The 22,185-nt window shown below is 68.6% G+C and carries 16 protein-coding genes and 1 pseudogene; 10 read left to right on the forward strand and 7 right to left on the reverse strand.

Features of this window, described 5'->3' with window-relative positions; all coding sequences use genetic code 11:
- Positions 1-393 (forward strand): hypothetical protein (locus tag VF697_RS42785; RefSeq protein WP_331104463.1); only part of this gene is annotated, 393 nt, incomplete at its 5' end.
- Positions 394-820: 427 nt separating this feature from the next.
- Here VF697_RS42785 and VF697_RS42795 read toward each other — a convergent pair.
- Positions 821-1,246 (reverse strand): peptidase dimerization domain-containing protein, encoded by a 426-nt coding sequence (locus tag VF697_RS42795; protein WP_414641472.1) that lies wholly within the window; start codon positions 1,244-1,246, stop codon positions 821-823.
- Between the two features lie 108 nt (positions 1,247-1,354).
- Between VF697_RS42795 and VF697_RS42800 the strand changes: the two genes are divergently transcribed.
- The 3 genes from VF697_RS42800 to VF697_RS42810 all read left to right on the forward strand — a co-directional run bounded on the left by VF697_RS42800 (position 1,355) and on the right by VF697_RS42810 (position 5,924).
- Positions 1,355-4,321: a kelch repeat-containing protein gene (locus VF697_RS42800; protein WP_331104467.1), complete on the forward strand. Its 2,967-nt coding sequence runs from the start codon at positions 1,355-1,357 to the stop codon at positions 4,319-4,321.
- Between the two features lie 399 nt (positions 4,322-4,720).
- Positions 4,721-5,110, forward strand: coding sequence for a hypothetical protein (locus tag VF697_RS42805; RefSeq protein ID WP_331104469.1), 390 nt, complete (start codon positions 4,721-4,723; stop codon positions 5,108-5,110).
- 106 nt (positions 5,111-5,216) lie between these two features.
- Positions 5,217-5,924: a hypothetical protein gene (locus VF697_RS42810; protein ID WP_331104472.1), complete on the forward strand. Its 708-nt coding sequence runs from the start codon at positions 5,217-5,219 to the stop codon at positions 5,922-5,924.
- A gap of 89 nt (positions 5,925-6,013) precedes the next feature.
- Here VF697_RS42810 and VF697_RS43650 read toward each other — a convergent pair whose 3' ends face one another.
- Positions 6,014-6,163, reverse strand: a complete 150-nt coding sequence (locus VF697_RS43650) for a double-CXXCG motif protein (RefSeq protein WP_414641473.1) — start codon at positions 6,161-6,163, stop codon at positions 6,014-6,016.
- Positions 6,164-6,171: 8 nt separating this feature from the next.
- Between VF697_RS43650 and VF697_RS43655 the strand changes: the two are divergent.
- Both VF697_RS43655 and VF697_RS42825 read left to right on the forward strand, forming a co-directional pair.
- A pseudogene (locus tag VF697_RS43655) lies at positions 6,172-6,446 on the forward strand (ATP-binding protein); the annotation flags it as partial.
- Between the two features lie 301 nt (positions 6,447-6,747).
- Entirely contained in the window at positions 6,748-8,940 is a 2,193-nt protein-coding gene (locus VF697_RS42825) for an ATP-binding protein (protein WP_331104476.1), read from the forward strand.
- Positions 8,941-9,090: 150 nt separating this feature from the next.
- On the opposite strand, the gene VF697_RS42830 is transcribed toward VF697_RS42825, so the two are convergent.
- Complete coding sequence (locus tag VF697_RS42830) at positions 9,091-10,830, reverse strand: MDR family MFS transporter (RefSeq protein WP_331104479.1); 1,740 nt, start codon at positions 10,828-10,830, stop codon at positions 9,091-9,093.
- A gap of 166 nt (positions 10,831-10,996) precedes the next feature.
- Between VF697_RS42830 and VF697_RS42835 the strand changes: the two genes are divergently transcribed.
- Both VF697_RS42835 and VF697_RS42840 read left to right on the forward strand, forming a co-directional pair.
- Complete coding sequence (locus VF697_RS42835; RefSeq protein WP_331104481.1) at positions 10,997-11,971, forward strand: NADPH:quinone oxidoreductase family protein; 975 nt, start codon at positions 10,997-10,999, stop codon at positions 11,969-11,971.
- Between the two features lie 89 nt (positions 11,972-12,060).
- On the forward strand, positions 12,061-13,698 hold the full coding sequence (locus VF697_RS42840) for a long-chain fatty acid--CoA ligase (RefSeq protein WP_331104483.1): 1,638 nt from the start codon (positions 12,061-12,063) through the stop codon (positions 13,696-13,698).
- Between the two features lie 14 nt (positions 13,699-13,712).
- On the opposite strand, the gene VF697_RS42845 is transcribed toward VF697_RS42840, so the two are convergent.
- Both VF697_RS42845 and VF697_RS42850 read right to left on the reverse strand, forming a co-directional pair.
- Positions 13,713-15,341: an adenylate/guanylate cyclase domain-containing protein gene (locus VF697_RS42845; protein ID WP_331104485.1), complete on the reverse strand. Its 1,629-nt coding sequence runs from the start codon at positions 15,339-15,341 to the stop codon at positions 13,713-13,715.
- Positions 15,342-15,365: 24 nt separating this feature from the next.
- On the reverse strand, positions 15,366-17,819 hold the full coding sequence (locus VF697_RS42850; protein WP_331104487.1) for an aminotransferase class V-fold PLP-dependent enzyme: 2,454 nt from the start codon (positions 17,817-17,819) through the stop codon (positions 15,366-15,368).
- Positions 17,820-18,151: 332 nt separating this feature from the next.
- Between VF697_RS42850 and VF697_RS42855 the strand changes: the two genes are divergently transcribed.
- Entirely contained in the window at positions 18,152-18,688 is a 537-nt protein-coding gene (locus VF697_RS42855; RefSeq protein ID WP_331104489.1) for an SgcJ/EcaC family oxidoreductase, read from the forward strand.
- A 39-nt stretch (positions 18,689-18,727) separates the two neighbouring features.
- Here VF697_RS42855 and VF697_RS42860 read toward each other — a convergent pair whose 3' ends face one another.
- Positions 18,728-19,438 (reverse strand): hypothetical protein, encoded by a 711-nt coding sequence (locus VF697_RS42860; RefSeq protein ID WP_331104491.1) that lies wholly within the window; start codon positions 19,436-19,438, stop codon positions 18,728-18,730.
- A gap of 251 nt (positions 19,439-19,689) precedes the next feature.
- Complete coding sequence (locus VF697_RS42865) at positions 19,690-20,595, reverse strand: LysR family transcriptional regulator (protein WP_331104493.1); 906 nt, start codon at positions 20,593-20,595, stop codon at positions 19,690-19,692.
- A gap of 179 nt (positions 20,596-20,774) precedes the next feature.
- Here VF697_RS42865 and VF697_RS42870 point away from each other — a divergent pair, with 179 nt between their 5' ends.
- Complete coding sequence (locus VF697_RS42870; protein WP_331104495.1) at positions 20,775-22,028, forward strand: MFS transporter; 1,254 nt, start codon at positions 20,775-20,777, stop codon at positions 22,026-22,028.
- Positions 22,029-22,185: the final 157 nt, after the last annotated feature.

Genomic DNA, 22,185 nt, shown 5'->3' on the forward strand with positions numbered 1-22,185 from the left:
CCCTATATCCCAGACTTTGACACAGAGGCAATCCTCCACATTCTCAACTCAATCATCGAGAAGCATCCGGAGGGTTCGCCAGAGAGGGACGCAATCGAACTTGCGCAGATTGCATTGATCTACCCCCGTCACATCCGGAAAGAGGATGATTTTCGCAGGTTCTACCGGGACGTTTTTGACCCCTCATTCAAGCTCAAGGTCTCCCATGAGTTCGCCACCCGGGAAGAGGCAGACAAATGGCTGGCCAGCGGGAAGGCAGAGGACGCAGAGCGCGTCAGAATCGCCGGTAAGGGTTTCATGGTCGTTCGATTGCCTGGAAGGTATACCTTCATGAGCGCCCCCCTTGAAGGGGAAGACGTGGAGACAGACGAACCAGCCGAAGATTCCGAGTAGGCAATTCAAACCTACGCAAATGTTACCTTGCCGAGTGCAACCATGCGCCCCCGGCATCCCACAGCTTGAGGGTGTACGCGCCTCGGGCCTGATCCTTTGTCGCTTCAAACTCCACCACCACCTGGCCACCGTCCGCCCCCGGGTGGATGGGGCCCGTGTGCCACAGCGGGAGCGGTTTCAATTCCTCCCCATTGCGGCCCATGAGAGCGGTGAGTGTCAACGTAGTGGTCGCGAGAAGCTGACTCAAGCAGTGAGCCGAAACGAAAGCACTGCAGGGGTGGGGGGCGGGGAGGGGTTGAGGCGGACGGGGCCAGAGGGAGTCCAGTCGCGGGTGCTGCCGCGCCAGCGCTCGGGGTGACGGTGGCGAGCGCGCTGGTACACCTGGTGGCGGCGAGTCAGTAGTTGCCCCTCGCGGCCAAAATGCCTGTCATCTGGAGTGACGAAGTGGATGGCGCTGTGGCGGTGCTGGGAGTTGTACCAGGCGACGAAGGAGGTCACCCAGGAGCGCAGCCTGCGTCGCTTCGACCGTGTTGCCGGGGAAGATCCGGCAATTGACGTTCGCTTCGGCATGCTGCGGAAGCGCATGGTTGGCGTGTCCGCCCTCCAGCAGCGTGGCCACGCACGTCGTGCGCAGCAAGGAATGGGAGGTGCGGTCGCGACCCCAGGTTCGTCGTCTCCAGCCGATAGTTCTGAACCGCCTTCTCACCAACCTGGATGTTCTGGACGAGCAGCTTTCCCGTGCCGTCGGTGCGACCGCCGCGTTGAAGGCATCGGTGGTCTCTTCGCCGCAGGTGAGCGCGAGCTGCACCGTCCGTTCGAGCTTCGCGCCTTCCTGCCTCAGGCGGACCATCATGTTGCTCCCATGCCCACATGCCGGGCGGAAGTCCATCATCAAACACATGCAATCCATGTCAGACCCTGCGTGCAGCCTGCACTCGCAACCCTGACACGGAGCAATTGCATGACACCCCGAGAGTCCGCTGCCCAGCTCGCGCAGGAAGAGAAGAAGCCTGACCCGCAGGAGGAGTCCGCCGCCCCACGAGCCGTCCCCCCTCCCGGCGCCACCCGCGCTGACGCCGCCCAGTGGGTCCGCGAGGAGGCCGCCGCCTTCCAGCGCGGCATTCCCCTGCCCGAGCACCCCGACAATGGCGACGAGGCGCGCTACCCCAGCCGCTTCGCCAGCTACTCGAAGGGGCTGCCGCACGACTCGCTCGGGGACGTCAACACCGTCGAGTACTCCAAGCTGCTGACCGCCATCGCCAGCGGCGAGCCCGCCCACTTCGAGGCCATCAACCTGGGCGGGAGCCGCCAGCTCGTCAACCCGCAGTCGGCCTACGCCTACCAGCTCGAGGGCGCGGACTCCCACGCCATCGCCCTGGCTCCCGCACCGGCCTTCACCAGCCTGGAGACCTCGGGGGAGATGGAGGAGCTGTACTGGATGGCACTGGCGCGCGACGTGCGCTTCCTGGACTACGCTGCCTCCCCCCCCGTCATCACCGAGGCCCTCCAGCGTCTCAACCAGCTCGGCGTCTTCCGCGGCCCCCAGGTGAACGGGCAGGTGACGGTGGACACACTGTTCCGCGACACCCTGCCCGGCAGCACGGTGGGCCCCTTCATCTCGCAGTTCCTGCTCCAGGATGTCCCCTACGGCACGCAGACCCTCCCCCAGCGCATCCGCACGCGGGTGGCCGGGGATGACCGCGTCTTCACATTCTCCGAGTGGCTGCGCATCCAGAACGGCCAGTTGCCCTCCCAGGAGGAGACGCTGGATCCGACGCCGCGCTACCTGCGCAACGGCCGCGACCTGGCCGAGTTCGTCCACCACGACTTCCCGCTGCAGTCCAGCCTCAATGCCGCGCTCATCATCAGCGGGCAGAATGACACGGACCGCGACGGCAAGTCCTCGCCGCCGGTGCACGACCTGAACAACCCGTACCGCCAGTACCTGAAGCAGGACGCCTTCGCCACCTTCGGCAACGCCGACGGGCAGGACCTGATCGGCCGCATCATGAAGCTGGCCCTGCTGGGCGTCTGGTTCCAGAAGTGGCAGGTGCACCGGCGCCAGCGCCCGGAGGAGTTCGCCGGCCGCGTCCACAACACGAAGGCGGGCACGCGCACCTACCCCGTCAACGCCGAGCTGCTCGACTCGCCGGTGCTCAAGCGGATGTTCGATCGCAACAAAGAACTCAACGCAGGAGGCGCGGGCACGTACCTGTTGGCCCAGGCCTTCCCCGAGGGCTCGCCCCTGCATCCGGCGTACGGCTCGGGCCACTCCACCTACGTGGGCGCGGGCGTGACGATGCTCAAGGCGTTCTACAAGACGGACCTGCCGGTGAAGAACCCGGTGGAGCCGAGCGCGGACGGCCTGTCGCTCGTGCCCTATACCGGGCCCGCGCTGACGATTGAGAACGAGCTGGACAAGCTGGCCATGAACATCGGCATCGGCCGGCTGTTCGGGGGCGTCCACTGGCGCAGCGACCACGAGAGCGCGGTGCGGCTGGGCGAGCTCATCGCGCTGCGGGTGCTACAGGACCAGTCGCGCACCTACAGCGAGGACTTCTCCGGCTTCCAGGTGCGCACCTTCGGCGGCAACACCCTCACCATCAACGCCACCACGCCCCCGCTTCCCAACCACGTCAGCGCCGTCACCGGCTTCTGCCTGGTGGACGGCAACGGCCAGCCCGTGCCCGGCTACGAATCGCTGCGCAACGGCATGATGCTGCGGACGGACAGCCTGCCCCAGGGTTGGAAGCTCCAGGCAAACACCTTCCCGGCCACCGTGGGCAGTGTGAGGTTCGTCTGCGACGGCATCACCACGCACGACAATGCCGCGCCCTACACGCTGGATCCCACGGGTTCCCTGGCGGGGCCCGGCGCCCACACCCTGGTGGCCACGCCCTACAGCGGCACGGACGGGAGCGGCCTGGGCGGCGTCCCCCTCTTCCTCCGCCTCCAGACGGGCCCCTGGGCGAGGACGGGCTGGCTGAACAGGGGACGCATGAACCACGACGCCGTTCGGTTGGACAGCGGGAAGGTGCTGATCGGCCCCGCCTGGGACCAGCCCACCGCGGAGTTGTACGACCCGGCGACGGCGCGATGGAGCTTCACCAGCCCCCTGAAGCATGCCCGCGCTCACTACACGGCCACGCTGCTGAAAAACGGCAAGGTGCTCATCGCGGGAGGCGGTATGCACCAGAACAAGCCCGCCGAGAGCGAACTGTATGATCCGGCCACCGGCAGCTGGACCGTGAGCGGCTCCATGGTCCAGCCCCGCACTTCTCATACGGCGACGCTGCTCCAGGACGGGCGGGTGCTCGTGGTCGGCGGCTATGCCAGCAACGGGTATGGAGCGGCCGAAGTGTACGATCCGGTGACCCAGATGTGGTCCTCCCTGCCGCCGCCTCCCTATAACCATGCGCAACACACGGCGACGCTGCTCCAGGATGGGCGGGTGCTGGTGGTGGGCGGCGACTGGAATTACCCGGTGGCCTCACTCTACCACCCCACGACGAACACCTGGACCACGCCGGCCCTTCCCGGGGACCCGCTCGTGACCCATGCGGCGACGCTGCTGCGGGACGGCCGGGTGCTGGTGGCGGGAGGCCCGGCGCACTCCTGGCTCTATCTCCCCACCACTGGGCAATGGAAGCGCAGCGGCGACCTGTCCCTGGTCCGCAACGGCGCCAAGGCGACACTCCTGCTCGACGGCCGGGTGCTCCTCTCGGGAGGGGAAGCGTCCAACGGACTCGTCCGGGAAGCGGAGGTGTATGATCCGGCCACGGGAAGCTGGGCACCGACGTCACCGATGCTCGAGTCCAGGAGGGGGCACACGGTGACGCTGCTGCTCAATGGCAAGGTGCTGGCCGCCGGGAGCGACAACTACAACTCCCCCAGCCCGTCCTGCGAGCTCTACACGCCTCAACCCTGAGCCGCTGCCTGGCCGTGTCAGCCCGGGCATGACGCGAACTCCCCAGGCCGGAAGCCGCCCAAGGGCGGTCTCCGGCCCCCGAGGAGCTTGCCCGAAGCAGGTGAGGAGAAGGCGAGCGTGGCGCTTGAGGCAGCGGCCAGGAAGGAGCCGCTGAAGGAGAGGACGGCGCGAGTGGACCAGGCAGAGCTGCTGCGCGGGACATTCGCGCTGGACGTGTTGGCCTGCGTCAGGTGTGGAGGCAGGCGACGGGTGCTGGCGGGCCGTGAAGCAAGCGGGAGGGGTGCGCGCGAGTTTGGAGCACCTGGGACTGCCCCCGGCAGGTGCGAGCCTGACCCCGGCGCGAGCGCCACCCCAGGGCGCAAGGGGTGGAGGCTTGAGCCGCCACAGCCAAGAGACAGGGTGCGCCTGCCGCGCCCCTCATGGGAGGCGCGGCCCTGGGCAGGCCTGCCCAAGGAGGCTGCGTGGCCTCTCCACCGGCCCGGCTCACAGCTCGGCCGGCACCCGTCAGCGGCCGGGGCGGTGGACGTGGTGGCGCAGCCGGAGGCGCTGGCGAGCGTCAAGGACGACGAGCTGCCGCAGGAGCTGGCGGGGCTGGACGCGAAGGCGCGCGAGGCGAAGGTAAAGCAACTCGCCGACGAGCGGAAGGCACTGGAGGAGAAGGCGACGGAGCTGGCGGCGGAGCGTGTTGCTTGGAGGGCCAAGACCGTGGCGGAGAAGGAGGACTCCTTCGACGCGAACGTGATGAAGGGCGTGAAGGAGAAGGCGGCGAAGCACGGCCTGTCCTACTGAGTTCACCTGGGGCGGGGCGTCATTTCGGGCTTTGGGCCCGCTGTGGCCGAAAATGGGGATTATGGGTCTTCCCAGTACAACCCGTTCCCTGCCCCAGGAGCATCGCATGCGCTACTCGCGAATGAAGTTGGCCGCCGGTCTGCTGTCCCTCAGCACGTTCACGGGCGTGGCCCTCGCCCACCATGACCTGCTGTTCACCGTCAACGTCTCTCCCGCCACCGTGAGCGCCATCGCCGATACCACCAGCCACATCGAGTCCGGGACGAACCTGGCGGTCAACAACACCGTGCACCTGCCCCCCGGACACCTCGTGGCCCACGCGGCCGACTCGACCAGTCCGGTGTCGCCCCCGCCGCTCCATGGAGACGTGGTGGGCCAGGTGAAGAGCTACGGCGACCTGTGGAACGATGGCTGTGGCAACTACATCACCAGCACCTCCACCGTGACCTGGGTGGAGCCCATCGGCACCGGCGCTCCGGCGGGAACGGTGGCGGAGATGAAGATCCAGGGCACGCCGCTGCCGGGGCTCACCATCACCAAGCGTGCTTTCGTCGTGAAGAGCAGCGGTGACGCCTTCCAGTCCGGGGCCCACTACGACCTCACCATCCCGGACATGCCGGACGAGTTCGCGTGCTCCGGCTCCTCGTCCAAGAATGACATGACGACGTTTGGCTTTGCCCGGGCCGCGGGCGTGACGACGAGCCGCGTGGTGGCGCGCAACCCGGCGACGGCTGGCACCCACAATGTCTACGTCCAGTACAAGGACACCAGCGGCGCCCTGCATGAGGACGCGGCCATCTACACGCTGAAGTAGTCGTCCCGTAGAGGCGCGGGGCCCTGCGTCAGTGGACGAGCTGGCACAGTCGCTCCGGGTTTTCGAGGAACAGATGCCCGGTGGGGACGTCAGCGCGTGGGCAGCGGGTGGAAGGCAATGCCATCCAAGCCCAGGCGCTGGCAGACCTCGGCGAAGCGCTCGGTGCAGACGACGAGGGTGGAGAAGTCCTCCAGCCGGAAGACCTCCAGGTGGTCTGGCAGGCTGGAGGCCTCCAGCAGGAGGGGCTGAGCGGCTGTTGACGGTGAGGCTGGAGCAGGTGGCTGGGCGGGTGCGCATCTCCATCCACGACAACGGCATGGGATCGCGCCGGGGCTGCTCACGCGCATCTTCCAATTCGGCTTCACCACACGCGACGAGGGGCATGGCTTCGGCTTGCACTCCAGCGCCATCGCGGCCCACGAGGAACTGGGCGGCTCCTGGACGGTCCACTGTGAGGGGCCCGGCCACGGCGCCACCTTCACCCTGGAGCTTCCCTACGTTCCCGCCGAGCAGAACTCTTGAGTCGTGCCGTGTAGTCACCAAGTGGTGATAACAAAGGCTGTACTTCAAGGGCTGGGCTCCCCAGACAAAGGTTATACGGCAAAGAGCCATCCTTCTCACGGCTTCCCGCTGGGGGGGGCTGGGAATTACTTTGACCTGCATTGTGTCTCTGCGGACACTCAAACCTCTTCGCCCGTCGAGCCTGGGTACGTGCAGGTGATGTCTGACCTGCTGCCCACGATGTGCGAAGCCAGGTCGGTCCCTCACCATGCAGCCATCGTCCAGCCTTCGTGCTCCCCTGGCCCGTTCGACGCTCCTCAAGATGGGGACGCGTATCGGGGTCATCGTCGCTCTCTCCACCCTCTTCAGCTATCTCCACATGCTCCACGCCCTGCGCACCGAGGCGATCGAGCGGCTGGAGCAGCATGTCGTGGAGCGCGGCGAGCGCGAGCAGTCCATCTTCCTGTTGGCGGAGGACAACCATGCCCTCTTCAAGAAGGCCCTGGTGGAGCGGATCCGGACCCTCCAGCATGAAGAAGAGGAGGTGTATGCCCGCTTCGACACGCTCTTCGTGCGGTTGCCTGACGGCACGGTCCGCAACCGTCCCGAGGGCCTCGATGGAACGAGGATGGTGCAGGTCTTCATTCCCCCACAGGTGCCCCTCGATGCCGGGTTTCGCACCCGGCTGCTGGCCGCGTACGACGTGCTCTCCTGGTTTGGTCCCGCGTTCCATGTCCGCTTCTCGACGACCTACGTGACCTTTCCGGAGGGCGCGATCGCGGGCTTCTGGGCGGATCTCCCCACCTGGGTCCAGGAACTCCCGCCTGATTTCTCGGTCGCCTCCTACGAGGATTTCCCCCTGGCTCAGCCCGAGAACAATCCCCAGCGGCGCACCGCCTGGACGGGCATCTTCAAGGAGGTTGTCTCCAATATCTGGCTGACCTCGGTCACCACACCGGTGGACCTGGACGGCCGCCATATCGCTTCGGTCGGCCACGATGTCTTGCTCGGCGAGTTGATGACCCGCACCATCAATGATCACCTGCCCGGGGCCTACAACATGCTCTTCCGCGACGATGGGCAGCTCATCGCCCATTCCGAGCTGAAGCTGGAGGGCACCACCAGCGCCTACAACATCCTGAGCAACACCGAGCAGCCCGACGCCGCGGTCAACCGCCTCGGCTCCGCGGAGAAGGCGGCCCACCTGCGCGCCATCTTCGAGCGGGTGAAGAGCCGCGCGCCCGGTCAGACCGTCCTGGAACTGCCGGAGAACGATGAGTACGTCGCCGTGACGAAGCTGCGGGGCCCCGGCTGGAATCTGGTCACGGTGTTGCCCGGACACGTGGTGTCCCAGCCCGCCCTGCTCGCGGCGCGCCACGTGCTGTTGCTCGGCATCCTGTCGTTGCTGCTGGAGTTGGTCATCATGTACCAGGTGCTGCGGCAGCAGATCACCCGCCCCCTGCAAGCCTTCACCGAGGCGACGGACAAGGTGGCGGCCGGTGACTTCAACGTGGCGCTGGACACCACGCGCCATGACGAGCTGGGGCAACTGGCCCAGGCCTTCCGGCTCATGGCCGACGAGGTGCAGCGGCGCGAGGTGGCCCTGCGTGAGGCCAACGAAGGGCTGGAGCAGCGGGTGGAGGAGCGCACCCGTGAACTCAAGGACGTCCACCTGCAACTGGTGCAGACGGCCCGGCGCGCGGGCATGGCGGAGATCGCCACCAACGTGCTGCACAACGTGGGCAACGTGCTCAACAGCGTCTACACCTCCGCCCAGGTGGCCAAGGAGCGGGTGAATGGGATGCGGGTAGAGCACGTGGAGCGGGTGGTCCGTATGATCCAGGAGCACCAGTCCGACCTGTCCACCTTTCTCACCGAGGACGCGAGGGGGCGCCACCTCATGCCTTTCCTGGACAAGTTGGGGCAGAACCTGGTCGAGGACCGCCAGGAGATCGTCTCGTTGCTCGATGATGTGGGCCGCTATACCGAGCACATTGGCGACATCGTCAAGGTGCAGCAGAACTACGCCCGGATTCCGCGTGTGCACGAGCAGGTGTCGCTGCCGGGGCTGCTGGAGGACGCGCTGCGCATCAACTTCGCGGGGCTGGTGCGCCATCAGGTGAAGGTGCAGCGTCACATCGCGCCCCTGCCTCCAGTGATGACGGACAAGCACAAGACGCTGATGATCCTGGTGAACCTGATCAGCAACGCCAAGTACGCGATGGACGGGGTGGCACCGAGCGAGCGGCTGCTGACGGTGAGGCTGGAGCAGGTGGCCGACCGGATTCGCATCTCCATCCACGACAACGGCATGGGGATCGCGCCGGAGCTGCTCACGCGCATCTTCCAATACGGTTTCACCACGCGCGACGAGGGGCACGGCTTTGGCCTGCACTCCAGCGCCATCGCGGCGCAGGAACTGGACGGCTCCTTGGCCGTCCACAGCGAGGGGCCCGGTCACGGCGCCACCTTCACCCTGGAAATCCCTCACATCGCCGTTGCTCGGAGCGCGTGAGCCGGAGAGGTCGGCCGAAACGGCATTGAGAGTGCGGCTCGAGGCGTGCGTCGAGCCCCACCTCCGCGAAGAGACGCAGCCAGGTCGCCCGGGGAAACACGCCGCAGCGGTGCGCGTCGTGCGGTTTCATGACGGGACCTTTTCAGGCACCTACTCGGGTGTCAGGGGCGCGTTCGTGTGACGCAGGGGCTGCTCTGGCAGGAAGAGCGTCAGCAGGAAGCCCAGCAGCGAGATGACGATGGCGATGCGGTAGATGGCCGAGATGGCCCGGGTGAAGCCTTCCTTCATCGCCTGCTCCACCTCGCCCACCGCCGCCACGGCTCGTGCCTCCTCGGCCTCGAGCTTTGACAGGGCCTGGGTCCTGGCGGCGCCTTCGAGCTTCGCCTCCAGCTCGCGCTCCCGTGCCGCGAAGCCGCTCCGCACGTCCTGTTCAATCCGCTCCGCCGGGAAGGCCTGTCCGGCCCCCATGTCCTCGCCTCCGCTGCCTCCAGTCCCCGACGCTTGGAGCTGCGCGCGCACCTCGGGAGGCAGGCTGGCGGTGGCCCTCGCCGTGCCTGTGTCCACCGAAGCGGCGAGGGTGGAGGCGAACACCGTCCCCAGCAGCGCCACGCCGATGGTGGAGCCCATCTGCCGGAAGAAGGTGACCGAGGAGGTGGCCACTCCCACCTGCCCCGGTGGCACCGCGTTCTGGATGGCCAGGGTGTAGAGCGGCAGCGAGGGCCCCAGTCCCAGGCCCACGAGGATCATCTTCACCGTCACGTCGGCCTGGGTGGACTCGGACGAGAGGGTGAAGCCCATGATGGCGTAGCCCCCGGTGAGCACCACCAGCGAGCCGAGCATCAGCAGCCGGTAGCGCCCCAGGTGCGAGACGAGCTGGCCCGCCAGCACGTTGCCGGCCACCACGCCCAGGGTGAGCGGCGTCAGCGTGAGCCCCGAGCGCGTCGCCGACAGGCCCACCACGTTCACCATGAAGAGCGGCAGGAACACGATGGCCGAGAGGAAGCCCGCTCCGAGGATGAAGACGGTGAGGTTGCCCAGCGTGAAGATGCGGTTGTGGAACAGGCGGAGGTCGAGCAGGGGCTCGCTGGCGCGGCGCTCGGCGAGGATGAAGAGCACGAGGCCCGCGGCCGCCAGCGCGAAGAGGCCGAGGATGGGCGCGGAGCCCCAGGGAGAGCCGCCCGCGCTGGCGGGGGCGGAGCGGCCGTGGCCGAGGCTCAACGCGAGCAGCAGCGGCACCACGGTGAGTACCAGCGCGAGCGCTCCCGCCAGGTCGAGCCGGGGGCGTGTCTCCGCGGCGCGGGGGTGGAGCGCGGGCATGCGCAGGAGGATGAAGGTGAGTGCCACCACGCCCACGGGCAGGTTGATGAAGAAGACCCAGTGCCAGCTATAGCGGTCGGTGAGGTAGCCGCCGAGCAGCGGGCCCACCACGCTGGAGAGCGCGAAGACGGCGCCAATGAGCCCCTGGTACTTGCCGCGCACCGAAGGAGGGAACAGGTCCGCGACGACGGTGAAGGCCGAGGTGAAGAGCGAGGCGCTGCCCAGGCCCTGCACCACCCGGGAGAGGATGACGTGGAGCGTGCTCCGTGACAGCCCGCACAGCACGCTGCCGATGACGAAGAGGATGATGCCGAAGACGAGGATGGGCTTGCGGCCGAAGATGTCGGACAGCTTGCCGTAGATGGGGAGCATCACCGTGGAGGCCACCAGGTAGGAGGTGGTGAGCCACGGGTAGTGAGCGGGGTCGATGTGGAACTCCGCCTGCATGGCGGGGCCCGCGGTGGCGACGATGGTCTGATCGAGCGCCGCGAGCAGCAGGGCCATCAGCACACCGAGCAGCGTGAGGGCCTTCTGGGACCGGGAGAGCTCGTGGGCCTGGGTCGTCGTTGCCATCGTCGCGGGCCAGGGTAAGCACGGGTGGGCCCAGGTGGCGGGTGGGGCGTTGGCTGGAAGACGCCCCGGGACGTGCAATGCGTTGTTCTGCGCGAACGTGGGGCGGGCTAGCGTCCGGAACCCCTACCTGGGCGGCCCGCGTGGGCGGGTCCGAGGAGACGACAACATGCGCGCGGTGCAGCTCGAGCGGTTGGAGGGTCCCGAGGGTCTGAAGCTGGTGGACATGCCGGAGCCGGACGCCGGGGACCAGGTGCTCATCGACGTGGTGGCGGCGGGAGTGAGCTTCCCAGACCTGCTGCTGAGCAAGGGCCAGTACCAGATGAAGCCGCCCATGCCCTTCGTGCCGGGCGTCGAGGTGGCGGGCGTGGTGCGCAGCGCTCCGGCGGGCGCGGCGGTGAAGGCCGGGGACCGGGTGATGGCCTTCACCATGTTCGGGGGCTGGGCCGAGGTGGTGGCGGCGCCGCCGAACATGACGTTCCGCGTGCCCGAGGGCTGGAGCTTCGAGGCGGCCGCGGGCACGGTGATGAACTACCACACGGCGCACTTCGCGCTGCACCGGCGGGGCCGGCTCGAGGCGGGCGAGACGGTGCTAGTGCACGGCGCGGCGGGCGGAGTGGGGACGGCGACCATTCAGGTGGCGCGCGGCGCGGGGGCGCGGGTGCTCGCGGTGGTGAGCAGCGAGGAGAAGGCGGAGGTGGCTCGGAGCGCGGGCGCGGACCTGGCGTTGCTGTCCACAGGGGACTGGGTGTCGCAGGTGAAGGAGAAGACGCAGGGGCGGGGCGTGGACGTGGTGATGGACCCGGTGGGCGGGGACATCTTCGACCTGAGCCTCAAGTGCCTCGCGCCCGAGGGCCGGCTGCTGGTGGTGGGCTTCGCGGGCGGACGGATTCCCGAGGTGAAGACGAACCGGCTGCTGCTCAAGAACATCGACGTGGTGGGCGTGGCCTGGGGCGCCTTCATCATGCAGGAGCCCCAGCTCACGACGGAGATCGCCCAGGGGCTGACCGCGCTCGCGGACAAGGGCTTCGTGGAGCCGCTGGTGGGCTCGGTGTTCCCCTTGGAACAGGCAGCCCAGGCGCTGCGTGAGCTGGACTCGCGCAAGGCCACCGGCAAGGTGGTGCTGCGCGTCCGGCCGGAGTGAGGTGAACGTCCGGCTCGACGTGACAGGTGCATTCCGGCGAGTCGACTCGCTAGCATCGGTGCCCGTACTCAACGCAGGGGAACGCACCGATGCTCACCGGACGCATGATGGACTTCCCGCTCACGCTGACCCACTTCCTCGAGCGGGCCCGCACCTACTTCGGCCGCTCTGAGATCGTCAGCCGGCAGCCGGACAAGTCGCTCCACCGCTATACCTACGCCGACTTCTATCGGCGTACCTGCCAGCTCGCCAACGCCCTCACCCGGCTCGGGGTGAAGCCCGGGGACCGCGTGGCGTCGCTCTGCTGGAACCACCACCGCCACCTGGAGCTGTACTTCGGCGTCCCCGCCATGGGCGCGGTCCTCCACACCCTCAACCTCCGCCTCCACCCCAACGACCTCGCCTACATCGCTCGCCACGCCCAGGACCGCATCATCGTCGTGGACCGCTCGCTGCTTCCCCTGCTCGAGAAGTTCATCGCCTCCGTCCCCTCCGTCGAGCACGTCATCGTCATCCCCGATGATGGCCCCGCTCCCGAGGGTCGCCTCGACTACGAGAAGCTGCTCGCGCCCGAGAAGGACTCCTTCGCCTTCCCCGTGCTGGAGGAGCGCTCCGCCGCGATGCTCTGCTACACCTCCGGCACCACCGGCAACCCCAAGGGCGTCCTCTACAGCCACCGCTCCTGTGTGCTGCACACCCTCGTCGAGTGCATGAGCGACACGCTCGGTGTCAGTGAGTCGGACGCCATCATGCCCGTGGTCCCCATGTTCCACGCCGCCGCCTGGGGCCTGCCCTTCAGCTGCCTCTTCGCCGGCTCGAAGATCGTCTTCCCCGGGCCCCACCTGGATCCCCTGTCCATCCTGGACCTCATGGCCGCCGAGCGCGTCACCGTCGCCGCGGGTGTGCCCACCATCTGGCTCGGCATCCTCGCCCTGCTCGACCAGGAGCCGAAGCGCTGGGATTTGAAGTCCGTGCGCTCCATGGTCATCGGCGGCGCCGCGGCTCCGCTCTCCATGATCGAAGGCTTCCTCCACCGTCATGGCCTCCTCGTCACGCACGCCTGGGGCATGACCGAGATGAACCCCGTCGGCACGCTCGCACGGCCCCGGCGCCACCACGAGCATGCCCCCCAGGCCGAGCGGCTCGCCCTCCGCGCCACGCAGGGCTACGCCGTTCCCTTCGTCGAGGTCCGTCACGTGAGCGACTCGGGTCAGGTGCTCTCCTGGGATGGCGAGACCATGGGCGAATTGGAGGTGCGTGGGCCCTGGGTGGCTTCCTCGTACTACGGAGGAGAAGGCCCGGACCGGTTCACCTCGGATGGATGGTTCAAGACGGGCGATGTCGTCACGCTCGACGCCGATGGGTACGTGCGCATCACCGACCGCTCCAAGGACGTCATCAAGTCCGGCGGCGAGTGGATCAGCTCCGTGGCCCTGGAGAACGCCCTCATGGCCCACCCGGCCGTGCTCGAGGCCGCCGTCTTCGCCGCGAAGGACCCCAAGTGGGACGAGCGGCCGCTCGCCGCCGTGGTGCTCAAGCCCGGCAAGTCCGCCACCAAGGAGGAGCTCGCCGCGCACCTGGAGCAGCGCTTCGTGAAGTGGTGGCTCCCCGAGGACTACGTCTTCATCCCCCAGATTCCGCGCACCTCCACCGGCAAGTTCCTCAAGACGAAGTTGCGCGAGGACTACGGAGACTACCTCATGAAGCAGCAGCGTCAGAGCAGCTGAGGTTCCGCCGCCCCTCAGTCCGGGATGAGCAGCCGGTGATGGCGCAGTGGCTTCGCCACGTTCTTCACCGGCGTCTCCGTCAGCGGCCCGTAGGAGAGCGAGCGGATGAAGCCGTCCTCGCTCCCCTCCAGCGCCTGCTTCACCGAGTCCATCACCAGCGTCTCGCGGAAGCTCGCCAGGGATTGCAGCCGCGCCGTCTGGTTCATCCCCCGGGAGAAGCCCGTGTAGTCCTGGTTCGGTCCGAAGAGGCCGCACATCGTGTTCGCCAGGTTCAGCCCCACCGCCACGCCCAGCCCCGGCATTCCCACCCGCTCGCAGATGGTCCTCACCTCGGGGTCCGTGCTCATCGCCGCCGTGGTGCGCTGGATGTCACACGCCGCCCGTACCAGCGCCTCCGCCCGCTCGCGCCGCCCGCTCCGGAAGAACGGCGGGCCGAACAGGCCGATAATGCAGTCGCCCACCATCTTGTCGAACACGCCCCCGTGCCGCCACAGCAGCTCCACCATCCGCGCGCTCCACCGGTCCACGAAGCGGCCGATGCGCACCGGGCTGTCCAACTGCTCGCACAGCCGCGTGAAGCCGTTGATGTCCGCGAAGAGGATGCCCACCTCCTCGTCCCGGCTCGTCAGGTAGCGCGTCCCGTAGTCCGGAGACTGCAACAGCTCGTCAATGGTGTCTGCGGAGAAGAACTTCGAGAGGTGCGTGCGCTCGCGGTTGTAGTCCACCAGCCGCTGGCTCAGCGTCGACGCCAGCACCCGCATCAGGTCCATCGTGTAGCTGGAGAAGCCCTCCTCGCCCGACCACAGCAGGATGCGGCCCAGCGGCTCGCTGTGCAGGTGGCTGGAGATCAGCACCGCCTCCATCACCCGAGGCTCGCCCAGCGCCCGCTTCAGCCGCTCGTCTCCGCGCGCCAGCAGCTCCGGGCCGTGCGCGCGCAGCACCGCGTCCAGCACCGGCAGGGGCTGCTCGCCCGACTCGTGCTCCAGGTGGCCATTGCGGTACGAGCGGTAGTGCAGCACCGAGGACCTCAGCGCGTCCCGGTACACCAGCAGGAAGCCCGGCACCCGCACCCGCTGCGCCAGGGCCAGCACCACCTGGTCCATCCCCACCTCGAAGACGGGGTTGGCCAGCAGGTGGTTGAGCTGGAGGATGAGCTCCTGTTTCTCGCTCGCGGTGTGCACCAGCAGCAGCACCGTGTCGAGCTGCTCGGCCACGGTGTCCAGCAGGCGCTCCAGGCGTCCCGCGTGCTCGGGCCGGGTGTGGTCCCCCACCAGGTACAGGCCGATGCGTCCCACCGACTGGCCCACCACGTCCAGCTCCTGGCTCACCACCGTGCCCTCGCCCGCGCGCCGCGTGCCCAGCGCGCTGGCCAGCAGCGTGCCCGGGTAGGTGCCTCCGAAGTCCCCCGCGTGGAAGGTCTCCTGCACCAGCTCCTCGTTGCGCGTGGTGACGGCGACGCCCTGCGCCCCCGTCTCCCGCAGCACCAGCGGCAGCAGTCGCTGGAACGTCTGCGCCAGCGAGGCCCGATCCCGCACGCACCCCTCCAGCAGCGAGTCCACCTCGCGGTTGAGCGCGTGCAGCATGCGGAGCTCCTCGAGCTCCGACTCGGCGGTGGCCACCGGCGTGGTGTGGGCGACGGTCATGGCTTTCCCCTGGAGGGCCCCGCCCTAGCGGCAGTTCTGGTTGGCGTCGAGCGCCTCGCGCAGCTTCTGCGGCGGCGGCAGCTTGCGCGCGGCCATCATCTCCGCGAACGCCTGCGCGTTGGGCACCTGCAGCCGCGGGTTGGTGCGCTTCTCCCGGCCAATGGTGCTCGCCCGCTGGCCCTGGTAGTCGTGCGAGGGCAGCACCACCGTGTCCTCCGGCAGCGCCATCAGCCGCTGGAGGCTCTCGTACAGCTTCGCCGAGCTGCCCGAGGGCAGGTCCGTCCGGCCGCACGCGCCAATCAGCAGCGTGTCCCCCGTCAGCACCCGCCCCGGCAGCACGAGGCACAGCGCGTCCTCGGTGTGGCCCGGCGTCCCCATCACCTCGATGCGCAGCGTGCCCAGCTCCAGCGTGTCCCCGTCCTGCAGCCGCTTGTCCACGCACGGCGGAGTCGCCGCCGAGTGCATCAGCATCAGCGCCCCCGTCAGCTCCTTGAGGCGCATGGAGCCCGACAGGTGGTCCGCGTGGGTGTGCGTCTCCAGCGTGTAGCGCAGCCGCAGCCGCTTGGACTTGAGCAGGTCCAGGTAGTGGTCCACATGCTCGCGCAGCGGGTCCACCAGCATCGCCTCGCCCGAGTCCTTGTCCGCGATGAGGTAGCTGCGGCACGCCCCGTCCGGCTGGAGCACCTCGAACTCGTAGCCGTGGATGTCTCCGTCCGGCTGCGTGGTGTTGCTCTCCTGCGTGGACTCCATCCACTTGTCCGCGCACCGGCCGGCGAACTCGGCGCTCACCGCGTCGCCCTTCACCTGGTAGTGGCCGCGCCACTTGCGATCGCGCACCCGCTGCACGTACTCCAGCAGCCGGTCCACGTCGCTCTCATCATTATAGAGGCCCACGCTCGCGCGCACCGCGCCCGTGGGAGGCGTCGTCTGCCCCGCGGCCTTCGCCTTCGCCGACAGCAGCTTGTCCATGTACAGGTGCGAGCAGAAGCGGCCGTTGCGCACCGCGATGGCGCCCTCCTCGGAGAGCACCGCCGCCGCCAGCAGGTCCGACACCCCGTCCACGTTGAAGGTGGCCACGCCCAGGCGCTTGCTCGCGTCCGGCGGCCCGTAGAGGGTGATGCCGCCCATCTCCTGAAGGCCCTTGAGCAGGCGCTCCATGAGGCGCACCTCGTGGGCGCGCACCTCCTCCATGCCGATGGCCTGGAGGAAGGAGAGGGCCCGTGCCATGCCCACCACGCCCGCGATGTTGGGCGTGCCGCCGTGGTGCCGGTCCGGCGCCGGGAGGTACTCGGCGTCGCGCGGCGTCACCTTCGAGGCCGTGCCGCCACCGGGGAGGTACGGCGGGGCCTGGCTCATCAGCGCGCGAGGCCCGTAGAGGAAGCCCGCGCCGAACGGGGCGTAGGCCTTGTGGCCCGCGCCCGCGAGGAAGTCGATGTGCTCGACGTCGTCCGGGTCACGCACGTCGATGGGCATGCGCGCCAGCGCCTGCGCCGCGTCCACGAGGATGAGGGCGCCGTTCTCGTGCGCCATGCGGGCAATCTTGCGCAGGTCCGGCATCACGCCGGTGACGTTGGAGCCGGCCGTCACCGCCACCAGCTTCACGTCGTTCTTGCGCAGCAGCTCTTCCAGGTGGTCGAGGTCCAGCTCCCCCTCGTCCGTCACCCGGGCGCGCAGCGTGGGGCCGCGGCGGCGGTGGGGCAGCTCGTTGGAGTGGTGCTCCATCTCCGTGGTGACGACCTTGCCGGGCCGGTCCGCCATCACGTGGCTGCACAGGTCGATGGCCTGCGTGGTGTTGTTGGTGAAGCAGATGGCCCCGCGGCGCAGCTCGGCGCGCAGGTAGTCCGCGATGATGTAGTAGCACTCCTCGAAGCGCTCGGTGGCCTTGCGCGACAGGTGGTGCGTGCCGCGGTGGATGTTGGCGTACTCGCGCGCCACGAACTCGGTATAGGCGGTGAGCACCGAGGCCGGCGCATGCGTGCTGGCCGCGTGGTCCATGTACACCAGGTTGCGCTCCCCCGAGCCGAGCACCGGCACGCAGCGCGCCACGATGGCGAACTCGTGCCGCACGTCGTCCCAGTTGAGCTTCGCCCCGGGCAGGCGGCACACCACCGCGCCGCCGGACACGGGCAGCCCCAGGTGGCGCCAGCGCTCGATGCCACCGGCGAGGCTGCGCACGTTGGTGAAGCCCATCCTCAGCATCACGTCGCCGGCCAGCGCCGAGCGGTTGCCCGTGGCGCAGTAGAGGACGACGGGCGTGTCCCGCTTCGTCACGTGCTCGTGGACGTTCTTCTCCAGCAGGCCGCGCGGCAGGCGCACCGCGCCCTCCAGGGTGCCGTCGGTCATCTCGTCCGACTCGCGCACGTCGAGCAGCACCACGTGGTGGCGTGCCTCGGCGCGGCTGAGCTCCTCGGCGGAGATCTCCGGCACGCGGCTCAAGGCATCCTTGACGAAGTCCTTGTACGTCCAGGCCTGTGACATCCTGCCTCCCTGTGGGTGTAGCTCGTGGCGGTCCGCTCCTGCCGTATCGCGGGGCGCACGGAAGGGGGACCGGTGCCCCTGATACCACGCTGGGAGCGAAGGGGTACCGGCATGGAGGGGGCCGGGCGCCAGCTCACCCCCGGGGTCGACGGAGAGCAGACGGATGGTGCGCTGTGACCTCTCTGGCACACGGGGATTCCCCGGCTCTTGACGCGGTGTGCGATGCTCGCGGGCTGCTCGCTCGGTGCGTCATCAGGACTCCGAAGGAGGCCTCAGCAGGTTGCTCGCCGAGCGGTGGAACCACCCCCTCGTTGCTCCCGGAGACTTTCCCCATGCGCACCCACTTCTCCCTCGTGACGGCCGCGGTCGTGGCCCTGACGTTCGTGCTCGCTTCGCCCGCCCACGCGCAGTCCGCCAAGGCCCACGCCGCGGACGAGGCCGCCCTCCGCAAGCTGGTGGCCGATCAGACCGAGGCCTGGAATCGCTCCGACGCGGCGGCCTGGAGCAAGGACTTCTCCCCGGATGCCGCGTTCATCAACATCGCGGGGGGCGTCTTCAACGGCCGGGCGGAGATCGAGAAGCGGCACGCCTTCGTGTTCAACACCCTCTTCAAGGGCAGCCGGACCGAGGTGACCGTGACGCGGCTCGTCTTCGTGGATGCCAACGTGGCGGTGGTCGACATGGAGCACGTGGTGACGGGGTTCACCGGGCTGCCTCCCGGTGTCCAGCCCACGGAGTCCGGCGTGCTGAAGACCCGCATGCGCTACGTGATGAAGAAGGCCGGCAAGAAGTGGGAGATCGCCGCTGGCCAGAACACGGACGTGAAGCCCGCGCCCGCTCCGGCCAAGGACGCTCCCGCCGGCAAGTAGCGTGGTGCGACCCACCTCACTCCTGACACCCTGCCTGGCTCAGGGCTGTTTCTTCCACAGCTCGAACGAGGTGGCGTACCAGGCTCCGTAGGTGATGGAGCTGGCGTAGGAGAAGGGGGTGTTGGGGGAGAGGGCCGCGATCGCCGCTACCTCGAAGAGGTGGGTCTGCTGCGGATCCAGCGCGAAGCCCACGCCGGCCACCAACTGCATCGTGGGCTGGAACGAGGTCGACGGCGAGTGGGTGATGGTGAGGTAGGGGTCCACCTCGAAGACGGCCCAGACCTGGGGGGTGAAGGCATACTCGCCGGAGAAGTAGGCGTAGGGGGTGGTGGAGGTGATGCCACCCCCATTCAGGTCCAGGGAGGGGCGCACGCCCGCGTTGACCCAGAGGGTGAACTTGTCCTTGTTCCAGGAGGTGTGCACCTCCGGGGAGAGCACCAGTGACTGGCCTGGGGTGTAGATGATGCGGGGCGACAGGGCGAGCTGCGGTGTCACCAGATAGCGGGGCGTCACGTCCACCACCCCGAAGGTGACCGAGCCGGGGTTGAGCGTGAAGTTGCCCGAGGCCCCGGCGATGATATCCCACCGCTCGGACAGCCCCAGGGCGCCATAGAGGTAGGTATTGATGAGCTTTCCGTCACCCGAGACGAAGGTGAAGGGAAAGACATACAGGGTGCCCGCGGGGAACGGGGACGCCGGCCACGGCAGCATGGGGTAGGCCCGGGCCGGACGGGGGGCGGCCAGCAGCACGCTCAGGACAACCAGGGCAATGACAGACGCAAGACGACTCGGAAGGGGGCGCATGGACCTGCTGGGGACGTGGTGCGTGGGGGCGGGGAGGAGCGATCCGCTCGCCCATGTTGCCGGGGCCCAGGGGAAAGGTCACTGCGGCCCCCCTGGCGGAATGGCCCCCGGTGGGAGAGGGAGCGAGAGGGCAATCCGCTTGTCATGGCCTTGCTCCCCCATCCGTACCCCGAGCGGGCTGGCACCTTCGCTCCGTGTCACCGCGTGCGACCAAGGACCTCTCGGGCCAACTCCACGAAGAGCTTCAGGGGTCCTGAGCGCTGCGCACGGCTCGGGTAGTACAGGAAGAAGCCGGGGACTTCGGGCGCATAGTCCTCCAGCACCCGCACGAGCCTTCCGGACTGCAGGTGGTCTTGGATGGCGGGCTCGAGGGCATAAGCCAGTCCCATTCCCTGGACTGCGAGCGTCACGCCCGTCATCTCGTCATTGGTGGCAATCCCTCCCTGCACCTGGATGCGCCAGGACTTGCTCCCGCGCTCCAGCTCCCAGGCGTAGGGCGTCCCGGTCGTCTGCGAGCGTAGGACGATGCAGTCGTGCTGGGCCAGGTCCTGCGGACGCTCAGGCGCGCCGCGCCGTTCGAGGTAGTCGGGCGCGCCGACCACGACGAAGCGGAACGCCCCGGTGAGGCGCACCTGCACCATGTCGCGCTCGATGGTCTCGCTCAGGCGCACGCCCGCGTCGTAGCCCTCGGCGACGATGTCGATAAGGCGCTGTTCGACGACGACTTCGACGTCCACGCGGGGGTGGCGGGCCCGAAAGGCTGGCAACACGGGCGCGATGACGAGTGCGACCGCTGAGCGCGGTACGGACAGCTTCAGCCGCCCGAGGGCCTCGCCTGGCTGGGCTGAGACTCCCTGGAGGGCAGCCGCGGCCTGAGCCAGGCCCGGGCCAGCCTCCTCCACGAGCCGCCGCCCTGTGTCCGTTGGCGACACGCTGCGGGTGGTGCGGTTGAGCAGGACCACGCCCAACTGCGTCTCGAGCTGACGTACCGACTGGCTGACGGCGGCCGTGGAGACGCCGAGCTCGCGCGCCGCGCCTCGGAAGCTCTGCAGACGCGCGACGGCGAGGAACACGTGGAGCTGCTGGAAGAGCGAGGTCTTCATCGCAGGGGTTTCCTCCGTGGCCCTTTGGCGGACGCCGAGGCTTCGTCAACCAGAGCTTAACAGCCCGTTCACGTCCGGCAGGTCGCTTCGAGCGGAGCCGGAGGGTTACTCGTGGAGCACGTTTCCGAATCGCCGACAGCCGGTCCGTGGCCGCGCTGCCAAACAACCCCGAGAGTCCCATGACCCCTCAGCCCGCCAACGCATCCGTGACGCCCGCCCCGCGCACCGCATCGTGGGGCGCCGTGTTCGCGCTCACCTTGTGCGTCTCCACGCTCATCGCTTCCGAGTTCATGCCGGTGAGCCTCCTGACGCCCCTCGCGACCGACCTCCACGTGAGCGAGGGCCGCGCGGGCCAGGCCGTCAGCGTGTCCGGCCTCTTCGCCGTCCTGACGAGCCTCGTCATCGCGTCCATCGCCCGGGCGGTGGACCGCAGGCGGCTCCTCCTCGTGCTCACCGGCGTGATGCTGGCCTCGGGCCTCGTGACCGCCCTGGCGCCGACCTTCACGGTGCTCATGGTGGGCCGGGCGCTTATCGGCGTCGTCATCGGGGGCTTCTGGTCGCTCTCCACGGCCACCGTCATGCGGCTGGTGCCCGAGCGCGACGTGCCGCGCGCGCTCGCACTGCTGAATGGCGGCAACGCACTGGCCACCACCGTCGCGGCGCCCCTCGGCAGCTTCCTGGGTCAGTACATCGGCTGGCGCGGCTCCTTCTTCGCTGTCGTCCCGCTTGCCGCCATCACCCTCGCCTGGCAGTTCTTCACGCTGCCCGCGATGCCCACCGAGCGTGACGCTCGACCGCCGAGCACGCTTGCCCTCCTTCGCCGCCCCGAGGCTCGGTCGGGCATCCTGGCGCTCAGTCTGCTCTTCATGGGCCAGTTCGCCCTGTTCACCTACCTGCGTCCCTTCTTGGAGACGGTCACGCGCGTCAGCGTCTCCACCCTCTCGCTGCTCCTCTTGGGCATGGGGGCCGCGGGGCTCCTGGGCACGTACCTCATCGGTTTCTTCATGGCCCGGCGGCTGTCCGCGGTGCTTGTGGGCGCGCCTCTGGCCATGGCGCTCGTCGCCCTCGCCCTGGTCGTCTTCGGCCACTCGCTGCTGGCCACTGCCGGCCTCCTCGCCCTGTGGGGGCTCATCGGCACGGCCGCACCGGTGGCGTGGTGGACGTGGCTCAGCCGCACCCTGCCAAACGACGCGGAAGCCGGCGGCGGCCTCATGGTCGCGGCCATCCAGCTCGCCATCACGGCGGGCGCCTCACTTGGTGGGCTGCTGTTCGACCGCAGCGGCTACCAGAGCACCTTCGTCGCGAGCGCGGGGCTGCTCGGCGGAGCGGCGCTGCTGGCCCTGTGGGCCTCGCGGGCACTGCGCACCGAGCACACCGGCGCCGTCGAGGCCCCCGGAGTCACGCTGCGGAACGCAGCCCGAGAAGGGGCGTGAGGGCCTCCTCCACTGTCAACGCACGCCGACCTTCTTGCCCATGAGGAAAGCCATGATGAACACGACACCGCCAGCTGTGACCCACCGGCGCCGCCTGCTCGGGGCGCTCTTGCTCGGCACCTTGACCGCAACCGCGGCCTACGCACCGTCCGCGGGA

The sequence above is a fragment of the Archangium sp. genome, from assembly GCF_036388035.1.
In the GTDB taxonomy this organism is placed as follows: Bacteria; Myxococcota; Myxococcia; order Myxococcales; family Myxococcaceae; genus Archangium.

Excerpts from the sequence above, each read along its gene's own strand:
- VF697_RS42835 (WP_331104481.1), top strand. The coding sequence starts at position 10,997 with ATGCGCGCGGTGCAGCTCGAGCGGTTGGAGGGTCCCGAGGGTCTGAAG.
- VF697_RS42800 (WP_331104467.1), top strand. The coding sequence starts at position 1,355 with ATGACACCCCGAGAGTCCGCTGCCCAGCTCGCGCAGGAAGAGAAGAAG.
- VF697_RS42865 (WP_331104493.1), bottom strand. The coding sequence starts at position 20,595 with ATGAAGACCTCGCTCTTCCAGCAGCTCCACGTGTTCCTCGCCGTCGCG.
- VF697_RS42830 (WP_331104479.1), bottom strand. The coding sequence starts at position 10,830 with ATGGCAACGACGACCCAGGCCCACGAGCTCTCCCGGTCCCAGAAGGCC.
- VF697_RS42855 (WP_331104489.1), top strand. The coding sequence starts at position 18,152 with ATGCGCACCCACTTCTCCCTCGTGACGGCCGCGGTCGTGGCCCTGACG.
- VF697_RS42850 (WP_331104487.1), bottom strand. The coding sequence starts at position 17,819 with ATGTCACAGGCCTGGACGTACAAGGACTTCGTCAAGGATGCCTTGAGC.
- VF697_RS42810 (WP_331104472.1), top strand. The coding sequence starts at position 5,217 with ATGCGCTACTCGCGAATGAAGTTGGCCGCCGGTCTGCTGTCCCTCAGC.
- VF697_RS42795 (WP_414641472.1), bottom strand. The coding sequence starts at position 1,246 with ATGATGGTCCGCCTGAGGCAGGAAGGCGCGAAGCTCGAACGGACGGTG.
- VF697_RS42840 (WP_331104483.1), top strand. The coding sequence starts at position 12,061 with ATGCTCACCGGACGCATGATGGACTTCCCGCTCACGCTGACCCACTTC.
- VF697_RS42870 (WP_331104495.1), top strand. The coding sequence starts at position 20,775 with ATGACCCCTCAGCCCGCCAACGCATCCGTGACGCCCGCCCCGCGCACC.
- VF697_RS42845 (WP_331104485.1), bottom strand. The coding sequence starts at position 15,341 with ATGACCGTCGCCCACACCACGCCGGTGGCCACCGCCGAGTCGGAGCTC.
- VF697_RS42825 (WP_331104476.1), top strand. The coding sequence starts at position 6,748 with ATGGGGACGCGTATCGGGGTCATCGTCGCTCTCTCCACCCTCTTCAGC.